Here is a 21,205-nt window from a genome sequence, read left to right as displayed (position 1 = left end):
GAGGTGAGCGGACATGTACGCACCGGAGCGACAGCAGGAGATCCTCCGGCTCGCCCGTGACGGCGGCCGGGTGGACGTCGTCTCGCTGGCCGAGGAGTTCCAGGTCACCGCGGAGACCATCCGGCGCGACCTGAAGGCCCTCGACCGCGCGGGGCTGCTGCGCCGGGTGCACGGCGGGGCCCTCCCGGCCGGGCGACTCGACTTCGAGCCGGACCTCGCCGAGCGCGAGACGACCGCGGCCGACGAGAAGGACCACATCGCCAAGGCGGCCCTCGCCGAACTGCCGACCGAGGGCACCCTGATCCTCGACGCCGGCACGACCGTGGCCCGCCTCGCGGCCGCCGTTCCGCTGGAGGCCTCGCTCACCGTCGTCACGCACAGCCTGCCGATCGCGGCCCGCCTCGCGGACCACCCCGGCATTCAGCTCCACCTCGTCGGGGGGCGCGTACGGCACCGTACGCGCGCCGCCGTGGACGCCTGGGCGCTGCGGGCGTACGGCGAGATCCGCGCCGACGTCCTCTTCGTGGCGGCCAACGGCTTCTCCGCCGAGCACGGCCTCACCACTCCCGACCTCGCCGAGGCCGCGGTCAAGCGCGCGGCGATCGCCGCCGCCCGCCGCGTGGTGCTGCTCGCCGACTCCGCCAAGCACGGCCAGGAGCACTTCGCCCGCTTCGGTGACCTGAGCGATGTGGACCTGCTGATCACCGACAGCGGGCTGAGCCCCGAAGACGCCGTCGCCATCGAGCGTGGCGGCACGGAAGTAGTGCGCGCATGATCCTCACCGTCACCCCGAACCCGTCCCTGGACCGTACGTACGAGGTCCCGTCCCTGGAGCGCGGCGAGGTCATCCGCGCCACCGGTGAACGCATGGACCCCGGCGGCAAGGGCGTCAACGTCTCGCGGGCCGTCACGGCCGCCGGGCAGCGCACGGTCGCGGTCCTGCCCCTGGGCGGGGCGCCGGGAGCGCTCGTCGCGGACCTGCTCCACGCGCAGGGCATCGAGGTGGCGCCGGTGCCGGTCGCGGGCGCCACCCGGTCGAACATCGCGCTCGCCGAGTCGGACGGGGTGCTCACGAAGATCAACGCGCCGGGTCCCGAGCTGTCGGACGCCGAGCAGGAGCTGTTGCTGGAGACGGTCCGCACGCAGTCGCGTGACGCCTCGTGGATCGCGTGCTGCGGGAGCCTGCCCCGGGGGCTCGCACCCTCCTGGTACGCCGAGGTGGTCGCGCGGGCGCACGCCGGTGGTGCACGGATCGCGCTGGACACCTCGGGGCCCGCGCTCCTGGAGGCGCTGCGCGAACGGCCCGACGTGGTGAAGCCCAACGCCGAGGAGCTCGCGGAGGCCGTCGGACGCCCCCTGTCCACCGTGGGCGACGCGGTGAAGGCGGCCGAGGAACTGCGGGAGATGGGGGCACGGGCAGTCCTCGCGAGCCTGGGCGCCGACGGGCAGCTGCTCGTGGACGGCTCGGGCACCTGGTTCGCCAGCGCCCGCGTGGCGGCCGTACGCAGCAATGTCGGCGCCGGTGACTCCTCGCTGGCCGGCTTCCTCATCGCGGGCGGCAGCGGCCCCGCGGCCCTCGCCTCCGCGGTCGCGCACGGCGCGGCGGCCGTCCAGCTCCCGGGCAGCGTGATGCCGACGCCGGACGACCTGGACCCAGCCGCGGTGACGGTCACGGCCGAGGTGCCGGTGGACCGGGTACTGAAGGAGCCGGTGTCATGAGCGGCCCCGCCGCGGTTTCCGGTACGGCGATCCCGCGCGACGCCGCCACGGCCGTACCGGCGCTGTTACTCCGCGCCGCCGCCCTCCTCCCCGAGAACCCCCACCGCACCACCCCCGTCCCCACCCCTTACGCCCACCCCACCCCCCGGGCGATACGCGTGCGAAGGAGCCCGCGATGAGCGACATGATCACCGCGGACCTGGTCGATCTCGACCTGTCCGCCGATACCAAGGAAGCGGCGGCCCGAGCCCTCGCCGAGCGCATGGTCGCCCTGGGCCGGGTGACCGACCTGGAGGGCTTCCTCGCCGACGTGGCCGCCCGCGAGGCACAGATGCCGACCGGCCTCGACGGCGGCATCGGCATCCCGCACTGCCGCAGCGAACACGTCACCGAGCCGACGCTCGCCTTCGGGCGCAGCGCCGCCGGGATCGACTTCGGCGCGCCGGACGGCCCCGCCGACCTGATCTTCCTGATCGCCGCACCGGCCGGCGCGGACGACGCCCACCTGACGATCCTGTCCTCCCTCGCGCGGCAGCTGATGAACACCGAGTTCACCGACGCGCTGCGGTCCGCGGGCGACCCGGGGAGCGCGGCGGCGCTGATCCGCGGGGACGAGGCGCCGACGGCCCCCGAGGCCACCCCGGGCGCCACCGAAGACTCCGTTGCGGCATCGGCGGCGGCCTCCGCCGATGCCGCAACGGCCACCACTGCTCCCGACGCTCCTGAGACCCCCTTCCGGATCGTCGCCGTCACCTCCTGCCCGACCGGAATCGCCCACACCTACATGGCCGCCGAGTCGCTGGAGAACGCCGGCCGCGAGACGGGCGTCGAAATCGTCGTCGAGACGCAGGGCTCGGCCGGGTTCGAGCGGCTCGACCCGGCCGTCATCGCGGCGGCGGACGGCGTGATCTTCGCGCACGACGTCCCCGTACGCGACAAGGACCGCTTCGCCGGCAAGCCCACCGTCGACGTCGGCGTGAAGGCCGGCATCAACCGGCCCGCGGAACTGATCACCGAGGTGCGCGGGAAGGCCGCGCGCGGTGAGGTGACGGCAGGCGCCGGCGCGGGCGCGGGGACGCCGGTCGAGCGGGCCGGCGAGTCCGGCGACAGCTACGGCACCAAGCTCCGCAAGTGGCTGATGACCGGCGTGAGTTACATGGTCCCGTTCGTCGCCGCGGGCGGCCTGCTGCTCGCCCTCGGGTTCGCGATCGGCGGCTGGCAGATCGCGAGCGCGCCCTCGGTCATGAAGCACTTCTCCTGGACCGAGATCGACAGCTGGGGCGCCCTGCTGTTCCAGATCGGCCAGGTCGCCTTCGGCTTCCTCATCCCGGTCCTCGCCGGATACATCGCGTACGGCATGGCGGACCGCCCCGGTCTCGTCCCCGGCTTCGTCGGCGGAATGATCGCCTCCAACATCGCCGCGGGCTTCCTCGGCGGCCTGGTCGCCGGTCTGCTGGCGGGTGCCGTGGTCCTCTCGATCCAGCGCATCAAGATCCCGCCGGTGCTGCGCGGCATCATGCCGGTGGTGGTGATCCCGCTGATCTCCTCACTGATCGTCGGCTTCCTGATGTTCGTCGTGATCGGCAAGCCCATCGCCGAGGCCCAGAAGGGCATGACGGACTGGCTCAACGGTCTCTCCGGCACCAACGCGATCGCGCTCGGCGTCCTCCTCGGCCTGATGATGTGCTTCGACCTCGGCGGCCCGGTCAACAAGGTCGCGTACGCCTTCGCCACCGCCGGAATCGCCGTGCAGGACCCGAGTGACTCCGCGATGAAGGTCATGGCCGCCGTGATGGCCGCGGGCATGGTCCCGCCGCTGGGCATGGCGCTGGCGACCACCGTCCGCAAGAAGCTCTTCACGCAGACCGAGCGCGAGAACGGCAAGGCCGCCTGGGTCCTGGGCGCGTCCTTCATCTCCGAGGGCGCGATCCCGTTCGCGGCGGCCGACCCGCTGCGGGTCATCCCGGCCTCGATGGCGGGCGGCGCGGTCACCGGCGCCCTGTCGATGGCCTTCGGCGCCACCCTGCGCGCCCCGCACGGCGGCATCTTCGTCGTCCCGCTGATCGGCAGCCCGTTCCTCTACCTGATCGCCATCGCTGCGGGCGTCTGTGTCACAACCGCCCTAGTGGTCGTCCTGAAGAGCATGCGCAAGCCGGTCCCCGGGGCGGCGGCCACCGCGGCGCCCGCCGCCAGGGCGGAGGCCAAGCAGCCGGTCGCCGCATAGGAACTGCCCCTTTGGGGCGGCCGTGAGGCGTTCACGGCACCTGCGAGATACGTCACGGTCCGGGGCCAAAGTCCCGGACCGTGGTGTCTACTGGAACGCATGCCTGAGCACGTCTCCGTCTACCAGTTGCTTGGTGTGACCCTGCTCGTCCTGGTGGTCGTCGCCTGGACCGCGGGGTTGGCCTACATGCTGCGCCATGGCCGCCACGAGGCCGTCGTGTGGCGCGTCGCCCATGGTCTGCCCGCCCTCCCGCGCCCGCGCCCGGCCGCTCCCGGTCATGAGCGCGTCGAGCTGACTCCGGCGGAGAAGGACGCGTTCGCGGGCCTGGTACGACAGCTCAGCGGCGGTCGCTGAGCCGGACTGTCGGCCGGCTCAGGACAGTTGCGCCGCCCGCCGCTCCATGGCGTCGCGGGCCGCGTCCTCGGAGACGTACACCTCGCACATGTGCCGCCCGTCGGGCGTCGCCGTGTGCTCGACCTCCCACAGGGAGATCTCCGCTCCGTCGCGCAGCAGGAACGCGTGCTCGTACAGCGAGAAACCCAGCCCGGCGCGGCCCGCCCGGCACGGCCGCCCGAACGCCTGCGTGATCTGGTGGGCGAACGCCTCCGCCAGCAGTGCGGCCGTCTGCTCATCCGGCCGGTCCGCGTTCTCCGCGCGGCGCAGGAGCCGGCGCGCGTGGTCCGCCGAGTCGTCCGGGACGTAGGCGTGCCGCGGTGGCTGCACGGGCGAGAGCTGCACCGTCACCGGCAGCTCGAAGTCCGGCGTGTCCTGCGGCAACGGCAGCCGCGCGGTCGCCGCCCGCAGCTCCTCCTCGTCGACGTACACCTCGTGCTGCGGAACGCTGTCCCGCGCGGTGTTGTGGACGAGCTCCCACAGCGTGAGCGCCGAGCCGTCGGCGAGCAGCCACGTGTGCCGGTACGTCTCCCGGTGCAGCCCCGCGCTGTGGTGCGCGGAGTGCAGCGAACTGTCGTACGCCAGCGCGCAGTCCAGTCGCCGGATCGTCTCGTCGGGCAGCTCGAAGGAGTTCAGGGCACGACCGAGGAGCCGCGCGAGGTGCTCCTCCGGAGACTCGGGCGACTCGGGTGGTTCGTACGCTGCCGTCTCGTACGGAACGCTCAAGGTTTCTCCCGGCGTTGCTGCATGTCACCTTGTGGGTGCATACCGTAGCCCCTCGGTCGGACATCATGTCCGGGAACCGAGAAAACGTGCGTCCGGAAAACGGCCGGGCCGGGCGGGAAATTCCCACACGGCCCGACGATCCGTCAAAAGCTCCCGGTCGGGAGGGCCTTGCGATGATCAGGAGGCGCTGACGGCGCTCCCCGTGACCCACTCGTTCCATGACATGTTCCAGCCGTTCAGCCCGTTGTCGGGCGCCACCGTCTTGTCGGGGGAGTTCTTCACGATCACCACGTCCCCGACCAGCGAGTTGTCGTAGAACCACTTGGCCGGGGTGTCCGCCTGCCCGCCCTTGACGTCCCGCAGACCGACGCACCCGTGGCTGGTGCCGGTGCGCCCGAAGGGGGGATTCCCCTTGCTGTACCAGTAGTTGCCGTGGATGAAGGTCCCCGACTGCGTCAGCCGCATCGCGTCCGGGACATCGGGGATGTCGTACGCGTTGGCGAGGGCGACGGTCCGGCTGTCCATGCGGATCTTCTTGTACTTCTCGGAGATCACCATCTGCCCGTTGTACGTGGTGAACTTCGGGCTGCCCGTCGAGATCGGCACCGACTTGACGGTCCGGCCGTCCCGTACGACCTTCATGGTCTGCGTGTCGGCGTCCACGGTGGACACCTGCGAGCGCCCGACCGTGAAGCTGACGGTCTTCTCCTGCACACCGGTGACGCCGTCGGCGCCCTCGACCCCGTCCAGGTCGATCTTCATCGTGACCTTGGATCCGGACTTCCAGTACTCCTCGGGCCGGAAGTCGAGCCGCTGCGCCCCGAACCAGTGCCCGACCACCTGCTGGCCGCTGCTGGAGCTGACGGTGATGTGCGACTGCACGGCCTTCTTGTCGCTGATCGCCTTGTCGAAGGTGAACGACACCGGCATCCCCGCACCGACCGTCGTCCCGTCGTCCGGCGTGTACGTCCCGATGAAGCTGTTCGCCTTCGAGACGGTCGTGAAGACGGACTTCGAGGTCACGGCCCTGCCGTCCGCGTCCTTCGCCGTCGCGGCTATCTCGTACTTCGTCCCCCGCTCCAGCTGCTCCCTGGGCTTCCAGCTCCCGCCGCCCGCGGCCAACGACCCCGGGATCTCCTGCCCCGTGCCCGCCTCCGTCATCTTCACGCCGGTCAGCGTGCCGTCGCTGACCTTCACGCCGGTCGAGTTGATCGACGCGCCTGTCGAACCGTTCCTGGCGGAGAACGCGATCTGCGCCGCGGAGGTCTTCGCGGGGTCCTTGCCGCCCTTGCCCGCACTCTTGGTGTCGGAGTCGCCTCCGCACGCGGTGAGGGTGAGGGCGCCGACCATCAGGACGGCACAGGCCCCCAGTGCGCGCCGCGCTGCTGTGTCCGGCGTTGTCACGAAATACTCCATATTCGTGTGGTGTGCACGGTCCGCTCCACCCCCCTATGAAGGGGGAGGGACCCGGACCCGGTCCCTGCCCGGGTTCCCTGAGAGCGCGACGAATGCGCCCGCGGGGGTGCCGGGTGAGGTTGTGGGGCGGGCGCGGGTCCGTGGTGGCCGGGCGCGCAGTTCCCCGCGCCCCTGATGCCTGCGGCGGCCTGTGCCGCCCCGTGGGTGGATCGGAGCTGACGGCACGTCGTGGCCCGGGTGACCGCAACTCCCCAAGGGCGCGGGGAACTGCGCGGTCAGCCCCCACCGGCCCGCAGACAGCCGACTACCGAACCCATGCAGGCCGCTGCGGGCATCACGCTCCAGACCAGTACAACTCCCGGTAGGAAGGCCACGCCCCACCCGCCCCCTCCACCGACTCCGCCGCCCGCACCGCCCGCACGATCGCGCGTGTCACCACGTCCGCGCCCGCGGCGAGCACGGAGTTGAGGGCGAGTGGGTCCCCGGCGTCGAGCGGCCGTGCCCCCGTGGCCAGGGTGAACACCGTGTCGCCGTCGTGCAGCAGGTGCACCGGCCGCACGGCACGCGCGATGCCGTCGTGAGCGGTCCCCGCCACCTTCTGGGCCTGAGCCTTCGACAGTTCCGCGTCCGTGGCCACCACCGCGAGCGTGGTGTTCAGCGGGGGCGGCGCGTTCTTCGCCGCGGTCTCGGCGAGCCGCCGGAGCGCGGCCTCATGCACCCGCTCCTCCGGGTACCGCACCCGCCCCTCGAACAACTCCCCGTACAGAACCCCCGTCTCCGGATCAGAAACCGCCCCCACCGCGTTGGCCACCACCAACGCCGCCACGGTGATCCCCGAGGGCAGGACGACACTCGCCGTCCCCACCCCGCCCTTCATCGCCCCGACCGCGGCCCCCGTCCCCGCCCCCACACACCCCACCGCAACCTCCGCACCGAAGGCACTCGCCGCCGCGGCCTCGACGGCGGCCCGCCCGGTCGCCGCGTCCGGCCGGGCCCGGAAGTCCCCGCCCCGCCCCAGGTCGAAGACACAGGCGGCAGGCACGACCGGCACCACATGCGCGGGATCCGGTCCGACCCGCACCCCCCGGCCCCGCTCCTCCAGCCAGGCCATCACCCCGGAGGCCGCGTCCAGCCCGTACGCGCTGCCCCCGGTCAGCACGATCGCCTCGACCTTCTGCACCAGGTTGCGCGGATCGAGCGCGTCCGTCTCCTTGGTGCCGGGCCCTCCGCCGCGCACGTCCACCGCGGCGACGGCCCCGCCCTCCGGGGCGAGCACGACGGTGGTGCCGGTGAGCCAACCGCCGCCGGTACGCGTCGCGTGCCCCACGCGCACCCCCGCGACATCCGTCAGAGCGTCAACTGTCATGGGACCAGTCTCGTCCAGCCACCGTCCCGGCCGGACGAGGTCAGGCCACCCGGGCCGGCTCCTGACTCTCCCGCGCCGCCATCCGCGCGCTCAGCGTCGTCCCGGTCACCACGGCCAGCGCCGCCACGATGCCCGCCGCGAGTACCGCTCGCTCGCCCAGGAAGGTGCAGCAGATCACCAGCAACGCCGTGACCGGCAGCACCAGTTGCTGCGAGATGCCCACCTTGAAGTACCGCGCGTGCAGGAGCCAGACGGTGAGCAGATAGAGCGAGGTCGGCAGGGTCACCGCGGCCGACGCGGCCAGTGTCGAGATGTGCGCTTTGCCGACGGCCTGCTCCACGGCCACCTCCAGCCCCGCCCCGATCGCGGCGGCCGAGGCGAACACCACGTAGTGACCGTAACCCCACAGGAAAGCCTGTCTGCTGGAGCGCAGATGACCGTGGATGGGCACCACGAAATAGATCCACCAGGCGGCGAAGACGATCAGCAGTCCACCCGCGGCGATCGGCAACAGCTCGTTCAGCGCGTCGTGCTCGTCGATGCCGGACTTCACGGCGACCGTGGCGGCGGCGATCGTCTCGCCGAGCACGATGATCGTGAACAGCCCGTAGCGTTCCGCGATGTGATGCGGATGCCACGACGTCGGATGGTCCCTCTCGGCGAAGGGCGGCACGCACATCTCCAGCACCGCCATCACCAGGAACACCCAGGGCCGGCCGCCCTCCGGCAGCACCAGCAGCCCCAGCCAGCCGACCTGGCACAGCAGCACGCCGAACGCGTACCGCAGGGCCATCGTCCGCTCCGCGCCCTCGGTCGCACGTGCCACCCGCAGCCACTGTGCGATCAGTGCCAGCCGCATGATCACATAGCCCAACCACACGGCCAGGAACTCGTGGTCCTCGAACGCCCTGGACACCCCGGCCGCCAGCACCAGGACCCCGGCGATCTGGACCAGGGTGACGACCCGGTACAACGCGTCGTCGTTGTCGTACGCCGAGGCGAACCACGTGAAGTTCATCCACGCCCACCAGATGGCGAAGAAGACCATCGCGTAGTTGAGGATCCCCTCGCCGGCGTGCCCCTCGGCCACGGCGTGGACCAGGGCAACGCCCGCCTGGGCGATGGCCACGACGAAGCACAGGTCGAAGAAGAGCTCCAGCGGCGAGGCGACCCGATGCGCCTCGTCCCGGCCGCGGGCGGTGATTCTGCGCAGTGGACTGCGGGTCGGACTGAACGTCATGGAGCCAAGCACAGCAGATACCGTCCGGAAACGCTTGTGGACTGTTCACCGGCCCCGGTCGGCCGGGAGGCCGGGCCGGGACCGGGGTGGGTGTGGGTGGGCGCTCCCACGGTGGGCGCCCGGCAGGGCCGTACCCTGGAGTCATGAGTAGCGTCCCCCGCCCCGAGCCCCGCGAGCCCAAGCCCGCGCTGGTCTTCGACGATCCGCTGGACCAGCAGTCCTCGGACGACACCGACGGAGGCTGGGGCGACCGGCCGCGCACCGACGGCGACAGCGCGGCCGACCTGAAGCGCTTCCTCGACGAGAAGCCGCCCCACCACCTCTGAGCGAGCCGCACGGCCCGGTTCGCTAGCGCCCGTCGTGGCCCGAGCCCCGCTGGGCGACCAGGGCGTCGCGGATCTCCTTGAGGACCTCCAGCTCGGTCACCTCGATGATCTCGTGCGTGCCCTCCTTCGCCTTCCGGCGGGCCTCCATCCGAGCCAGGTACTTCGACATCGGCAGGACCATCAGGAAGTAGACGACGGCCGCGGTGATCACGAAGGTGAGCGTGGCGCCGAGGACCGAACCCCAGAGGATCCGTACGCCCGACGCGCTGTCGCCGGTCCCCGTGCAGGGGGCCTTGATGCACGAGTTGTAGCTGTCGAGGTTCTTGGTGCCGATGGCCCCGACCAGCGGGTTGATGATTCCCTTCACCACCGAGTTGACGATGTTGGTGAAGGCGGCGCCGATGACCACCGCGACTGCCAGATCGACGACGTTCCCCCGCATCAGGAAGGCCTTGAAGCCCTCCAAGACGCTCGGCTTCTTCTCGCTCACCTAGAGGCCTCTTCTCGCACGCACAGGTTGTGGAACAAACAGCTCCGCAACCTACGTCAACGCGAGGTGACCCTGTCCAATTGGGTGGCTCGAAGGACGGACTTGACGGAAGCTCCCGCAACGGACGGATCACACGGCTCAACACAGCGTCACCGCCAGCCGTGCCGTCGCGCTCGCGCCCGCGAGGCGGGCCGCCGTCGACCGCGGCACCGAGAGCACGACCAGCGCCCCGCCCTCGGTCGCGTCGTCCAGCGGCTCCGGCACCTTGGTCACCCGTGCCCCGCGCGCGACCACCCGGGCATCCCCGCCCAGCGCCGACTCCTCGGCGGCGATCACGTCGACCCGGTCCCCGGGCCGCAGCAGCCGGACCGTCGCCCCGTCGGCGATGCGCACCGGCGCCGACACCGTCTCCACGGCACGGTGCGCCCGCACGGATCCGAGCGCGGTCGCCGGGTGCCCCCGCGCCCCGTCGCCGCCCCGCGGACCCGCCGCCACCAGCGCGGCCGCGGTGACGGCCAGGCCGAGGGCCACGGCACGCCTGCGGTTCCTTACGAACCGCCGTAGCCGATGCTGCCCGCCGCGAACCCGCACCGGTGCGAAGTGCGGGACCTCGCAGGTCGGGGGAGCATCGGTGCCGGGCGGGCACGGAACGAGGGGAGAGGGGGACGGAGCGAAGGACATGAGGACCACCACCAGCGACGGGACGACGGCTTGCGCTGCCACGATGCGGCTTCGCGCCGAATCCCGCCGAGGCCGGTGCACTACCGGCCGGTTGTGGAAAACTCCCTCACCCGAACGAGAACTTCCGCCCCTGCTACGGCAGTTCGAACCCCGGATCCATCCCGCCCAGCGCGTTCGCGCACAGGCAGTCCCGCTCCCCGTTCGCAGGCAGCGCGGCCACCGCGTCGAACAGCACGTCCCGCAGCCGGTCCACGTTCGCCGCGAACACCCGCAGCACCTCGTCGTGCGAGACGCCCTCACCGGTCTCGGCGCCCGCGTCGAGGTCGGTGACCAGGGTCAACGACGTGTAGCAGAGCTCCAGTTCACGGGCGAGGGAGGCTTCGGGGTGGCCGGTCATGCCCACCACCGACCAGCCCTGCGCCTGGTGCCACACCGACTCGGCGCGGGTCGAGAACCGCGGCCCCTCGACCACGACCAGCGTGCCGCCGTCCACCGCCTCCCAGTCCCGGCCCCGGGCCGCCTTCAGCGCGGCCGCCCGCCCGACGGGGCAGTAGGGGTCGGCCAGGGACACATGCACCACGTTCGGCAGGCCGCCGTCCGGCAGTGGCAGCCCGTCGAAGTACGTTCCGGCGCGGGACTTCGTACGGTCCACCAGCTGGTCCGGCACCAGCAGGGTGCCCGGCCCGTACTCGGGGCGCAGCCCGCCCACCGCGCACGGTCCGAGGACCTGCCGTGCCCCCACCGACCTGAGCGCCCACAGATTGGCCCGGTAGTTGATCCGGTGAGGCGGCAGATGGTGGCCGCGTCCGTGCCGGGGCAGGAAGGCGACCCGCCGGCCGGCGACCTCGCCGAGGAAGAGGGAGTCGCTGGGCGGACCGTAGGGGGTGTCCACCTGGATCTCGGTCACGTCCTCGAGGAACGAGTAGAGGCCCGAGCCGCCGATTACACCGATCTCTGCGTTCGCCATGACCAGCACAGTATCCGGACCCGGAAACCAGCGGCGGCCGGGCCGGGGAAACACCGAAGACCCTGCCGTCGTACGACGGCAGGGTCCCGAATGTGAGACCTATGCGGCGGAGCTGCTGCTGGACGTGGTGCCCGAGCTCGACGACTTCGAGTCCGAGGAGGACGACGAAGTGGAAGAGGACGACTCGGACGACGACGAGGTGGACGTCGACGGCTTCGAGGACGACGACGCCGGCGAGCTGCTCGACGAGGAGCCGCGGCTGTCGTTGCGGTAGAAGCCGGAGCCCTTGAAGACGATGCCGACCGCGGAGAACACCTTCTTGAGGCGGCCCTGGCAGTTGGGGCACTCGGTCAGAGCGTCGTCGGTGAACTTCTGCACCGCCTCGAGGCCCTCGCCGCACTCGGTGCACTGGTACTGGTAGGTGGGCACTGTCTTCCTCCTGGCACTCTCACTCAATGAGTGCTAACGATGGTCCATAGTGACGTATTCCTGAGAATCAGTCCACTGCCACCGGCACTCGGTGACCGACGCCACGCGCGACGGTCCGGCCGCGGGGGCGTGCCGCGAGGCGGGAACGCAGCGCCACGAGGGTCGCCAGGGCGAGCAGAGTGCCGCCCATCGGCACCAGGAACCCGACGCCGCCCCAGAAGCGGTCCTCCAGCTGTCCGGCGATCGTGACGGCGGCCGCCTGGCCGAGCGCCACCGCGCCGGTCAGCCAGGTGAAGGCCTCGGTGCGGGCGCCGGCCGGGACCAGGTCCTCGACCAGGGTGTAGCCGGTGATCAGGGCGGGCGCGATGCACATGCCGACCAGGAGGCCGAGGCCGGCCAGGACGAGCACCGAGTGCGCGGCCCACAGTCCGGAGGCGGTCAGCGCGAGGGCGCCGTAGCCGACGACGAGGCGCCGCTGGGGGGCCACCTTCCAGGCGATGGCCCCGCAGACCAGACCGGAGAGCATGTTGCCCGCGGCGAAGACGCCGTACAGGACACCGTTCAGGCCGGGCTCGCCGATCGACTCGCTGAACGCGGCGAGCGAGACCTGCATGCCGCCGAAGACGGAACCGATGCCGAGGAAGGTCACGATCAGGACCCGCACCCCGGGGACGCGCAGCGCCGAGGCGTGCTCCACGCGTGCGTGCCCGTCGACCGCGGTGACGGTCGGCTGCGTGCTCTTCTGCGCGGCGAACAGCAGGCCGCCCAGCAGCGTCAGCGACGCCTCCGTCAGCAGGCCCGCGGCGGGGTGGACGGCGGTGCACAGGGCGGTGGCCAGCAGCGGGCCGAAGACGAAGGTCAGCTCGTCCGTGACGGACTCGAAGGCCGCCGCCGTGGTCATCAGGGGCGAGTCCTGGAGCTTGACGCCCCAGCGGGCGCGCACCATGGGCCCGATCTGCGGCACCGAGGCACCGGTGGGCACGGCCGCGGCGAACAGCGCCCACAGGGGTGCGTGCGTGAGGGCGAGGGCGGTCAGGGACAGGCCCGACAGGGTGTGCACCAGGACGCCGGGGATCAGTACGGCGCGCTGCCCGTGGCGGTCGGCGAGACGGCCGCTGTACGGCGCGAACAGCGCCATGGAGACACCGGTGACGGCCGCGACGGCGCCCGCCGCACCGTAAGAGCCGGTGGTGTGCTGCACGAGCAGCACGAGGGAGAGGGTGAGCATCGCGAACGGCTGGCGTGCCGCGAAGCCGGGGAGCAGGAACGTCCAGGCGCCGCGGGTGCGCAGCAGCTGCCCGTATCCCGGGCGGGAGGAGGTGACCGTGGATGCCACGGCCCGTGCCTTTCTGCCGCCTGGTAGCGCGCCTGTGCGGGGGCGCCGAGAGCTGTCCTCTTGCGCGGACTGCGGTAGATGCCGAAGAGCACTCTCAGGGACGTCTCGGCCGCCATACGGTCGCGCCAGCTCTGCGTCAGGCAGAGTTGGTTCGATCAGGGGTCAGCCCTCATCGTACAGGGGGCGCGTAACACACCCTTAACGTGAGCCGTCGGCTTCGCCCGTGCCCAGCCAGTCGGCCAGTTTGCCGCCGTGGCCCACCGCGCGCAGGCGCCGTTCGGCGGCGTCGCGGACCGGGTCGGTGGCGACGACGAGCAGCTCGTCCCCGCGTCGCAGCACGGTCGTGGGCAGCGGGACGAACGATTTTGCATCGCGGACGACCAGAGTCACCGCGGCCCCGGCAGGCAGCCGCAGCTCGTTGACCTCGACGCCGTGCATCCGGGAACCCTCGGGGATCGCGACGGACAGCAGGTGCCCGCGCAGCCGCTCCAGGGGCGCCGACTCGATGCCGAGGTCGGCGGCGTCGGAGTCGCCGCCCAGGCGCAGGGTGCGTGCCAGCCAGGGCAGCGTCGGACCCTGCACGAGGGTGTAGACGACGACCAGGACGAAGACGATGTTGAAGACGCGACGGCTGCCCTCGATGCCGCTCACCATGGGGATCGTCGCCAGGATGATGGGGACGGCTCCGCGCAGTCCGGCCCAGGACATGAGCGTCTGCTCCTGCCAGGGCACCCGGAACGGCGTCAGGCACAGGAAGACGCTCAGCGGTCGCGCCACCATGGTCAGCACCAGCCCTATGACGAGCCCGGGCAGTACGTCGTCGCCCAGTTCGTGCGGGGTGACCAGCAGGCCGAGCAGGACGAACATGCCGATCTGGGCGATCCAGCCGAGCCCGTCGGCGAAACCGCGGGTGGCGGGCCAGTGCGGCAGCTTGGCGTTGCCCATCGCCATGGCGGCGAGATAGACAGCGAGGAACCCGCTGCCGTGCGCCAGCGCGCCCGCCGCGTACGCGGTGACGGCGATCGCCATGACGGCGATCGGATAGAGACCGGACGCGGGCAGCGCGACGTGCCTGAGGCCCCAGGAGCCCAGCCAGCCCACCGCGATACCGATGGCGGCGCCGATGGCCAGCTCCAGAGTTATCTCGGCGATCAGCGTGTACCAGTGCTCGATCGGACCGGTCTGGGAGAAGGCGACCACCAGGATGACCACCGGGGCGTCGTTGAAGCCCGACTCGGCCTCCAGCGTGCCCGTCACGCGCGCGGGCAGGGGGATCCTGCGCAGCACCGAGAAGACCGCCGCCGCGTCCGTCGAGGAGACGACCGCCCCGATGATGAGCGCCTGGCGCCACTCGAGGCCGATCAGGTAGTGCGCGGCCGTCGCCGTGACCCCGACGCTCACCGCGACCCCGCCCAGCGCCAGCGCGGTGGCGGCCGGCAGGGCCGGCTTGATCTCCTTCCACTTCGTGCCGAGACCGCCCTCGGCCAGGATCACGACCAGGGCCGCGTACCCGATGACCTGGGTCAGTTCGGCGTTGTCGAAGTGGATGTCGCCGACGCCGTCCTGGCCCATGGCGATGCCGATCCCCAGGTACACGAGCAGGCTGGGGAGCCCGCTGCGCGAGGAGATCCGGACCGCTGCCACGGCGACGAGCAGGACGAGCGAGCAGACGAGCAGGAGCTGGTTGAGGTGGTGGACAGTCAGCGGCCGTTCCCTTCCCTGGCTCACGGCATCACGCGCGCGTGAGCTCACGTACATAGGACACGAAGCGGTGGGGCCACGCATCCAAGTACTTCGTTACCTTACCTAACTCTTGACGATTTCTTGACACTCCGCGAGGCAAGATCGAACGCTCGTGCGCGCTGGTTCCCCACTCCGCGTCAAGTCCGCCCGGGCCCTGCGCCTATGGTTGCTCCAGCGCGCAGAGCCTGCGTCATGTCCCCTCCAGACGCCGCGCGCTGATCCGGCCGGGGACATGACACGGGCTCCCCGTCAAGAAGCACAGCCCGCCCTGCCGCTCGCGTTAGGACAGCAAGGACAGCGATGCCCCCCACCACCACCGCCTCATCGGGTCAGCAGCCCGGCAAGTCCGGCAGGAAGAAGGGGCGCCGAGCCCGCCTGATTGTTCTCCTCCTCGTGCTGGCCGTCATCGGCGCGGTCGCCTTCGGCGGGTACTGGTCGGTGAGCACCGTCCGCGCGTCCTTCCCGCAGACCAAGGGCTCGATCGAGCTCGACGGACTGTCGGGCCCGGTCGACGTCAAACGCGACAGTCACGGCATCCCGCAGATCTACGCCTCCTCCGACGCGGACCTGTTCATGGCGCAGGGCTACGTCCAGGCGCAGGACCGGTTCTACGAGATGGACGTGCGCCGGCACATGACCTCCGGGCGCCTGTCGGAGATGTTCGGCAAGGGCCAGGTCAAGGACGACGAGTTCCTGCGCACGCTGGGCTGGGACCGGGTCGCGAAGAAGGAGTACGACACCAAGCTGTCGGCCTCCACCAAGAAGTACCTCCAGGCGTACGCCAAGGGAGTCAACGCCTACCTCCAGGGCAAGAGCAGCAAGCAGATCTCCCTGGAGTACGCGGCGCTCGGCTTCGAGAACGACTACAAGCCCGAGCAGTGGACCCCCGTCGACTCGGTGGCGTGGCTGAAGGCGATGGCCTGGGACCTGCGCGGCAACATGCAGGACGAGATAGACCGCGCCCTGATGACCAGCCGCCTCGGCCCGAAGCAGATCGCCGACCTGTACCCCGACTACCCGTACAGCCGCAACCAGGCGATCGTCCAGGAGGGCCAGTTCGACGAGCTGACCCAGACCTTCGAGCAGAACGGCAGCTCGCAGGAGAACGGCCTGTCCGGCACCGGAACGTCCACGAGCGGCACCGGCACCTCAACGAGTGGCGCCGGAACGTCCACCAGCGGCACCACGGGCACGTCGGCCTCCACCTCGTCGTCGACCGCCTCCTCGACCGCCTCGGCCCTCCAGAGCCAGCTCTCGGGCCTCTACAACGTCCTGGACGACGTCCCCACGGCCGTCGGGGTCAACGGCCAGGGCATCGGCTCCAACTCCTGGGTCGTCGCGGGCCCGCACACCATCACCGGCAAGCCCCTGCTCGCCAACGACCCGCACCTGTCCGCCTCGCTGCCGTCCGTCTGGTACCAGATGGGCCTGCACTGCCGGACCGTCTCCAGCAAGTGCCAGTACGACGTCTCCGGCTACACCTTCGCCGGCATGCCCGGCGTGGTCATCGGCCACAACGCGAAGATCGCCTGGGGCATGACGAACTCCGGGGTCGACGTCACCGACCTGTACCTGGAGAAGCTCTCCGGCGACGGCTACCTGTACGACGGCACCACCAAGCCCTTCACCACGCGCGAGGAGACCATCAAGGTCGCCGGCGGCGCGTCCAAGAAGATCGTCGTCCGTGAGACGAACAACGGCCCCCTGCTGTCCGACCGCTACGACGAACTCGTGAAGGTCGGCAAGAAGGCCACCGTAGACAACGCGGCCCCCGACCGCGGCGACGGCTACGGCGTCGCGCTGCGCTGGACCGCCCTGGACCCCGGCACCTCCATGGACGCCGTGTTCGCGATGGACAGGGCGTCGAACTGGAGCGACTTCCGTGAGGCGGCGGCCCTGTTCGACGTGCCCTCGCAGAACCTCGTCTACGCCGACTCCGAGAACATCGGCTACACGCTGCCCGGCCGCATCCCGATCCGCGCCAAGGGCGACACCGGCGCCATCCCGGCCCCGGGCTGGGACCCCAAGTACGCCTGGACCGGCAAGTACATCGAGCAGGACGAGCTGCCCTACGAGTACAACCCGGAGCGGGGCTACATCGTCACCGCCAACCAGGCCGTGATCGACAAGGACAAGTACCCCTACACGCTCACCACGGACTGGGGCTACGGCACCCGCAGCCAGCGCATCACCGATCTGATCGAGCAGAAGATCAAGGGCGGCGGCAAGGTCTCCACCGACGACATGCGCCAGATGCAGCTCGACAACAGCAGCGAGATCGCCAAGCTGCTCGTACCGAAGCTGCTGAAGATCGACGTCGCGGACAAGGACGTCCGTCAGGCGCAGGAGCTCCTGGAGGGCTGGGACTACACCCAGGACGCCGACTCGGCCGCGGCCGCCTACTTCAACGCGGTGTGGCGCAACATCCTCAAGCTCGCCTTCGGCAACAAGCTGCCCAAGGAGCTGCGGGTCAAGGGCCAGTGCCTGTGGGTCGACGCGCTCAACACCACCGGGCCCGCCGACCAGACGGACAAGGTCCGCGAGTGCGGTCAGCGCGACGCCGACCAGGCGCAGCCCGACGGCGGCGACCGCTGGTTCGAGGTCGTGCGCAACCTCATGGACGACGAGAACAGCGACTGGTGGAAGACCCCGAAGGGCGTGGGCGACCGGCCCGCGGCCACCGACCGCGACGGGCTGTTCAAGCGCGCCATGATCGACGCCCGCTGGGAGCTGACCGCCAAGCTCGGCAAGGACATCGACACCTGGAGCTGGGGCCGGCTGCACCGCCTGTTCCTGAAGAACCAGACCATGGGCGTCGAGGGACCCGGCTTCCTCCAGTACATGCTCAACCGCGGCCCCTGGAAGCTCAGCGGCGGTGAGGCGACGGTCAACGCCACCGGCTGGAACGCCGCGGGCGGCTACGGCGTGGTCTGGGTGCCGTCGATGCGCATGGTGGTCAACCTCGGCGACCTCGACAAGTCGAAGTGGATCAACCTCACCGGCGCCTCCGGGCACGCCTACAGCGCGCACTACACCGACCAGACCGGAAAGTGGGCCAAGGGCGAGCTGCTGGACTGGTCCTTCTCGGACGACGCCGTCGACAAGAGCACGACCGACACGCTGGTGCTGAAGCCGTAAGGCCGCAGAAGGGCCCCTCCACGCGCGCGTGGAGGGGCCCTTTCTCATTCAGGGTTCTTCATTCCGGGTCTTGGAAGCGGCGCACGCCCGACGGCGTCACCACCGCGTGCACCGGGCGGTCGTGTGCCTCCTCCGGGACATGCGCGACGACCTCGGAGTCGTACAGGAGCACCACGAGCGCCGGTCGTGCGTCCGAGCGCTCCAGGCGCGCGAGCACCCGGTCGTACGACCCACCACCGCGCCCCAGGCGCATCCCACGCCCGTCCACCGCGAGGCCGGGCAGCAGCACGACGTCGGCGCCGGTCACCGCGTCCGGGCCCAGCCGCTCGCCCGAGGGCTCGAAGAGGGCCATTTTCCCGCCGTGCTGCACGCGTGCGACCGAGCCCTCGCCGGTGTAGGCGCCCCAGTCCAGATCGTTGTCCGGCAGGAGTGCCGGGAGCAGGACACGTACGCCCCGCTCGCGCAGCGCGTCGAGGAGCGTGAGTGTCCCCGGCTCGCTCCCCACGGAGACGTACGCCGCCACCGTGCGCGCACGCGCCAGCTCGGGCAGTCCGAGGGCCCGGCCGGCCAGCGCGGAAGCCGCTTCCCGCACGTCATCAGCCGTCAACCTGTTTCTCACCGCCAGGTACTCTCGTCGCAACGTTCGCTTGTCAGGCTCGCCTGGACGTCCGACATGACTCAAAGTCTGCACCCGTACCCTTTCAATACGCTCATATAAGAGCTTATTAACCGGATCCCCAGATTCCAGGCAAAGGCACCGGATAGGGTGCGGACATGACTCAGTCGCACCCTCGGATCAGCAAGGCTGTCATTCCGGCAGCTGGGCTCGGCACCCGCTTCCTGCCGGCGACCAAGGCCACTCCCAAGGAGATGCTGCCGGTGGTCGACAAGCCGGCGATCCAGTACGTGGTCGAGGAGGCCGTCGCCGCGGGCCTCGACGACGTCCTCATGATCACGGGACGCAACAAGCGCCCCCTGGAGGACCACTTCGACCGCAACTACGAGCTCGAGTCCGCCCTCCAGAAGAAGGGCGACCGCAGTCGGCTCGCCAAGGTCCAGGAGTCCAGCGACCTCGCCACCATGCACTACGTCCGCCAGGGCGACCCCCGCGGCCTCGGCCACGCGGTCCTGTGCGCGGCCCCCCACGTGGGCCACGAGCCCTTCGCCGTCCTCCTCGGCGACGACCTGATCGACGCCCGCGACCCCCTGCTCCAGCGGATGATCGAGGTGCAGGAGCAGCACGGCGGCAGCGTGATCGCGCTGATGGAGGTCGCGCCCGAGCAGATCCACCTCTACGGCTGTGCCGTCGTCGAGGAGACCGAGGACAGCGACGTCGTCAGGGTCAGCGGCCTCGTCGAGAAGCCGGACGCCACCGACGCCCCGTCGAACTACGCGGTCATCGGCCGCTACGTCCTCGACCCGCGCATCTTCGACATACTCCGCAAGACCGAGCCGGGCCGGGGCAACGAGATCCAGCTCACCGACGCCCTCCAGCAGCTCGCGCAGGACGAGAAGGTCGGCGGCCCGGTGCACGGCGTCGTCTTCAAGGGCCGCCGCTATGACACCGGCGACCGCGGCGACTATCTGCGTGCCATTGTCAGACTCGCGTGCGAACGTGAAGACCTGGGCCCGGACTTCCGTGCCTGGCTTCGCAGTTACGTAGCCGAGGAGATGTAGGCATTTGAGCAGCGCCGCACCCCGCCCCGCCGGCCAGGACCACCTCTGGTCGGTGGACGAACACCTGGAGGACATCCTCGCGACCGTCCGCCCCCTCGAACCCATCGAGCTGCAACTGCTCGACGCCCAGGGCTGCGTCCTGGTCGAGGACATCACGGTCCCGGTGTCCCTGCCCCCGTTCGACAACAGCTCCATGGACGGGTACGCGGTGCGGGTCGCGGACGTGGCGGGCGTCAGCGAGGAGTTCCCGGCCGTCCTCGACGTCGTCGGGGACGTGGCGGCGGGCCAGGCAGAGCTGCTGCACGTCGGCCCCGGGCAGGCCGCCCGCATCATGACCGGTGCCCCGCTGCCGCCCGGCGCCGAGACCGTCGTACCCGTCGAATGGACCGACGGAGGCCTGGGCGAGGGACCGGTCAGCGGGATGCGCGCCCGCAGCCTCGCCCCCGAGGGCGCCGAAGGGCACGTACACGTGTACCGGCCCGCCGAGGCGCGCGCGCATGTGCGCGCCCAGGGCAGCGACGTCCGGGCCGGTGACCGCGCCCTGGACGCCGGAACCGTCCTCGGCCCGCCGCAGATCGCCCTGCTCGCCGCCATCGGCCGCGGCACCGTACGCGTGCGCCCGCGTCCGCGCGTGGTCGTCATGTCCACCGGCAGCGAACTCGTCCAACCCGACGAGAGTCTCGGCACCGGGCAGATCTACGACTCCAACAGCTTCGCCCTCACCGCGGCCGCCCGGGACGCCGGCGCCATCGCCTACCGGGTGGGCGCCGTCGCCGACGACGCCGAGACCCTGCGCTCCACCATCGAGGACCAGCTCGTCCGCGCCGACCTCATGGTCACCACGGGAGGCGTGAGCGTCGGGGCCTACGACGTCGTCAAGGAGGCGCTGTCCTCCGTGGGCGACGAGGACGAGCCGGGCAGCGGCGTCGACTTCCGCAAGCTCGCCATGCAGCCCGGCAAGCCCCAGGGCTTCGGCACCATCGGCCCCGACCACATCCCGCTCCTCGCCCTGCCGGGCAACCCGGTGTCGTCGTACGTCTCCTTCGAGCTGTTCGTCCGCCCCGCGATCCGCACCCTCATGGGCCTCGACGACGTCCACCGGCCGCGGACCAGGGCCACCCTGACCTCGGACAAGGCGCTGACCTCGCCCAAGGGCCGCCGCCAGTTCCTGCGCGGTGCCTACGCCGACGGCGCGGTCGCCCCGGTCGGCGGCGCCGGCTCCCATCTGGTGGCCGCCCTCGCACAGGCGGACGCGCTGATCGTCGTACCGGAGGACGTGGAGTCCGTAGAGCCCGGCACCGAGGTCGAAGTGGTCCTGCTCGGCTGAGCACTCC

General features: G+C 71.0%; 20 protein-coding genes. 9 read left to right on the top strand and 11 right to left on the bottom strand.

Features of this window, described 5'->3' with window-relative positions:
• The first annotated feature begins 13 nt into the window (after positions 1 to 13).
• From ABZT93_RS33045 to ABZT93_RS33025, 5 genes are all read left to right on the top strand, one after another.
• Positions 14 to 775: a DeoR/GlpR family DNA-binding transcription regulator gene (locus ABZT93_RS33045; protein WP_356111608.1), complete on the top strand. Its 762-nt coding sequence runs from the start codon at positions 14 to 16 to the stop codon at positions 773 to 775.
• Positions 772 to 1,719, top strand: coding sequence for a 1-phosphofructokinase (gene pfkB / locus ABZT93_RS33040; RefSeq protein ID WP_356111607.1), 948 nt, complete (start codon positions 772 to 774; stop codon positions 1,717 to 1,719). The genes ABZT93_RS33045 and pfkB overlap by 4 nt, the downstream gene beginning before the upstream one ends.
• A complete protein-coding gene (locus ABZT93_RS33035; RefSeq protein WP_356111606.1) occupies positions 1,716 to 1,898 on the top strand; it encodes a hypothetical protein in 183 nt (60 codons plus the stop codon). Before pfkB ends, ABZT93_RS33035 begins: the two co-directional genes overlap by 4 nt.
• Positions 1,895 to 3,943 carry a fructose-specific PTS transporter subunit EIIC gene (locus ABZT93_RS33030; protein WP_356111604.1) on the top strand — a complete coding sequence of 683 codons (2,049 nt, stop codon included), beginning with the start codon at positions 1,895 to 1,897 and terminating at the stop codon, positions 3,941 to 3,943. Before ABZT93_RS33035 ends, ABZT93_RS33030 begins: the two co-directional genes overlap by 4 nt.
• Before the next feature lie 99 nt (positions 3,944 to 4,042).
• Positions 4,043 to 4,297 (top strand): hypothetical protein, encoded by a 255-nt coding sequence (locus tag ABZT93_RS33025; protein WP_356111602.1) that lies wholly within the window; start codon positions 4,043 to 4,045, stop codon positions 4,295 to 4,297.
• Positions 4,298 to 4,315: 18 nt separating this feature from the next.
• Here ABZT93_RS33025 and ABZT93_RS33020 read toward each other — a convergent pair whose 3' ends face one another.
• The 4 genes from ABZT93_RS33020 to ABZT93_RS33005 all read right to left on the bottom strand — a co-directional run bounded on the left by ABZT93_RS33020 (position 4,316) and on the right by ABZT93_RS33005 (position 9,084).
• Complete coding sequence (locus tag ABZT93_RS33020; protein ID WP_356111600.1) at positions 4,316 to 5,062, bottom strand: DUF6227 family protein; 747 nt, start codon at positions 5,060 to 5,062, stop codon at positions 4,316 to 4,318.
• Between the two features lie 177 nt (positions 5,063 to 5,239).
• Positions 5,240 to 6,466 carry an Ig-like domain-containing protein gene (locus ABZT93_RS33015; protein WP_356111598.1) on the bottom strand — a complete coding sequence of 409 codons (1,227 nt, stop codon included), beginning with the start codon at positions 6,464 to 6,466 and terminating at the stop codon, positions 5,240 to 5,242.
• A 346-nt stretch (positions 6,467 to 6,812) separates the two neighbouring features.
• Positions 6,813 to 7,844, bottom strand: coding sequence for a P1 family peptidase (locus tag ABZT93_RS33010; RefSeq protein WP_356111597.1), 1,032 nt, complete (start codon positions 7,842 to 7,844; stop codon positions 6,813 to 6,815).
• Positions 7,845 to 7,884: 40 nt separating this feature from the next.
• Positions 7,885 to 9,084 (bottom strand): low temperature requirement protein A, encoded by a 1,200-nt coding sequence (locus ABZT93_RS33005; RefSeq protein ID WP_356111596.1) that lies wholly within the window; start codon positions 9,082 to 9,084, stop codon positions 7,885 to 7,887.
• 143 nt (positions 9,085 to 9,227) lie between these two features.
• On the opposite strand from ABZT93_RS33005, the gene ABZT93_RS33000 reads away from it, so the two are divergent.
• Positions 9,228 to 9,410 (top strand): hypothetical protein, encoded by a 183-nt coding sequence (locus ABZT93_RS33000; RefSeq protein ID WP_356111594.1) that lies wholly within the window; start codon positions 9,228 to 9,230, stop codon positions 9,408 to 9,410.
• A 22-nt stretch (positions 9,411 to 9,432) separates the two neighbouring features.
• Here the strand turns inward: ABZT93_RS33000 and mscL are convergent, their stop codons facing one another.
• The 6 genes from mscL to ABZT93_RS32970 all read right to left on the bottom strand — a co-directional run bounded on the left by mscL (position 9,433) and on the right by ABZT93_RS32970 (position 15,071).
• Positions 9,433 to 9,900 carry a large conductance mechanosensitive channel protein MscL gene (mscL, locus tag ABZT93_RS32995; RefSeq protein WP_356111592.1) on the bottom strand — a complete coding sequence of 156 codons (468 nt, stop codon included), beginning with the start codon at positions 9,898 to 9,900 and terminating at the stop codon, positions 9,433 to 9,435.
• 138 nt (positions 9,901 to 10,038) lie between these two features.
• Positions 10,039 to 10,581, bottom strand: a complete 543-nt coding sequence (locus ABZT93_RS32990; RefSeq protein ID WP_356111656.1) for a hypothetical protein — start codon at positions 10,579 to 10,581, stop codon at positions 10,039 to 10,041.
• Between the two features lie 133 nt (positions 10,582 to 10,714).
• Positions 10,715 to 11,548 (bottom strand): S-methyl-5'-thioadenosine phosphorylase, encoded by an 834-nt coding sequence (locus ABZT93_RS32985; protein WP_356111591.1) that lies wholly within the window; start codon positions 11,546 to 11,548, stop codon positions 10,715 to 10,717.
• Between the two features lie 99 nt (positions 11,549 to 11,647).
• Positions 11,648 to 11,977, bottom strand: a complete 330-nt coding sequence (locus ABZT93_RS32980) for an FmdB family zinc ribbon protein (RefSeq protein ID WP_356111590.1) — start codon at positions 11,975 to 11,977, stop codon at positions 11,648 to 11,650.
• Between the two features lie 67 nt (positions 11,978 to 12,044).
• A complete protein-coding gene (locus ABZT93_RS32975) occupies positions 12,045 to 13,313 on the bottom strand; it encodes an MFS transporter (protein ID WP_356111588.1) in 1,269 nt (422 codons plus the stop codon).
• A 198-nt stretch (positions 13,314 to 13,511) separates the two neighbouring features.
• Positions 13,512 to 15,071, bottom strand: coding sequence for a potassium/proton antiporter (locus ABZT93_RS32970; RefSeq protein WP_356111586.1), 1,560 nt, complete (start codon positions 15,069 to 15,071; stop codon positions 13,512 to 13,514).
• Positions 15,072 to 15,356: 285 nt separating this feature from the next.
• On the opposite strand from ABZT93_RS32970, the gene ABZT93_RS32965 reads away from it, so the two are divergent.
• Positions 15,357 to 18,194 (top strand): penicillin acylase family protein, encoded by a 2,838-nt coding sequence (locus tag ABZT93_RS32965; protein WP_356111585.1) that lies wholly within the window; start codon positions 15,357 to 15,359, stop codon positions 18,192 to 18,194.
• Between the two features lie 58 nt (positions 18,195 to 18,252).
• On the opposite strand, the gene ABZT93_RS32960 is transcribed toward ABZT93_RS32965, so the two are convergent.
• Positions 18,253 to 18,876, bottom strand: coding sequence for a 5-formyltetrahydrofolate cyclo-ligase (locus ABZT93_RS32960; RefSeq protein ID WP_356111654.1), 624 nt, complete (start codon positions 18,874 to 18,876; stop codon positions 18,253 to 18,255).
• 92 nt (positions 18,877 to 18,968) lie between these two features.
• Between ABZT93_RS32960 and galU the strand changes: the two genes are divergently transcribed.
• Both galU and glp read left to right on the top strand, forming a co-directional pair.
• Positions 18,969 to 19,871 carry a UTP--glucose-1-phosphate uridylyltransferase GalU gene (gene galU / locus ABZT93_RS32955; RefSeq protein WP_356111583.1) on the top strand — a complete coding sequence of 301 codons (903 nt, stop codon included), beginning with the start codon at positions 18,969 to 18,971 and terminating at the stop codon, positions 19,869 to 19,871.
• A 4-nt stretch (positions 19,872 to 19,875) separates the two neighbouring features.
• Positions 19,876 to 21,198, top strand: coding sequence for a gephyrin-like molybdotransferase Glp (glp, locus tag ABZT93_RS32950; protein ID WP_356111581.1), 1,323 nt, complete (start codon positions 19,876 to 19,878; stop codon positions 21,196 to 21,198).
• Positions 21,199 to 21,205: the final 7 nt, after the last annotated feature.

The sequence above is a fragment of the Streptomyces sp. NPDC005303 genome (assembly GCF_040607335.1).
Lineage (GTDB): Bacteria > Actinomycetota > Actinomycetes > Streptomycetales > Streptomycetaceae > Streptomyces.
Note: the sequence above shows the minus strand (reverse complement) of the source record. Positions and strands in the feature narration are given on the sequence as shown.

Coding starts and splice junctions, on each gene's coding strand:
- pfkB (WP_356111607.1), top strand. CDS start 772: ATGATCCTCACCGTCACCCCGAACCCGTCCCTGGACCGTACGTACGAG.
- ABZT93_RS33000 (WP_356111594.1), top strand. CDS start 9,228: ATGAGTAGCGTCCCCCGCCCCGAGCCCCGCGAGCCCAAGCCCGCGCTG.
- ABZT93_RS32965 (WP_356111585.1), top strand. CDS start 15,357: ATGCCCCCCACCACCACCGCCTCATCGGGTCAGCAGCCCGGCAAGTCC.
- ABZT93_RS33045 (WP_356111608.1), top strand. CDS start 14: ATGTACGCACCGGAGCGACAGCAGGAGATCCTCCGGCTCGCCCGTGAC.
- ABZT93_RS32985 (WP_356111591.1), bottom strand. CDS start 11,548: ATGGCGAACGCAGAGATCGGTGTAATCGGCGGCTCGGGCCTCTACTCG.
- ABZT93_RS32970 (WP_356111586.1), bottom strand. CDS start 15,071: ATGTACGTGAGCTCACGCGCGCGTGATGCCGTGAGCCAGGGAAGGGAA.
- ABZT93_RS33025 (WP_356111602.1), top strand. CDS start 4,043: ATGCCTGAGCACGTCTCCGTCTACCAGTTGCTTGGTGTGACCCTGCTC.
- ABZT93_RS33030 (WP_356111604.1), top strand. CDS start 1,895: ATGAGCGACATGATCACCGCGGACCTGGTCGATCTCGACCTGTCCGCC.
- ABZT93_RS33035 (WP_356111606.1), top strand. CDS start 1,716: ATGAGCGGCCCCGCCGCGGTTTCCGGTACGGCGATCCCGCGCGACGCC.
- ABZT93_RS33010 (WP_356111597.1), bottom strand. CDS start 7,844: ATGACAGTTGACGCTCTGACGGATGTCGCGGGGGTGCGCGTGGGGCAC.
- galU (WP_356111583.1), top strand. CDS start 18,969: ATGACTCAGTCGCACCCTCGGATCAGCAAGGCTGTCATTCCGGCAGCT.
- ABZT93_RS32990 (WP_356111656.1), bottom strand. CDS start 10,581: ATGTCCTTCGCTCCGTCCCCCTCTCCCCTCGTTCCGTGCCCGCCCGGC.
- ABZT93_RS33005 (WP_356111596.1), bottom strand. CDS start 9,084: ATGACGTTCAGTCCGACCCGCAGTCCACTGCGCAGAATCACCGCCCGC.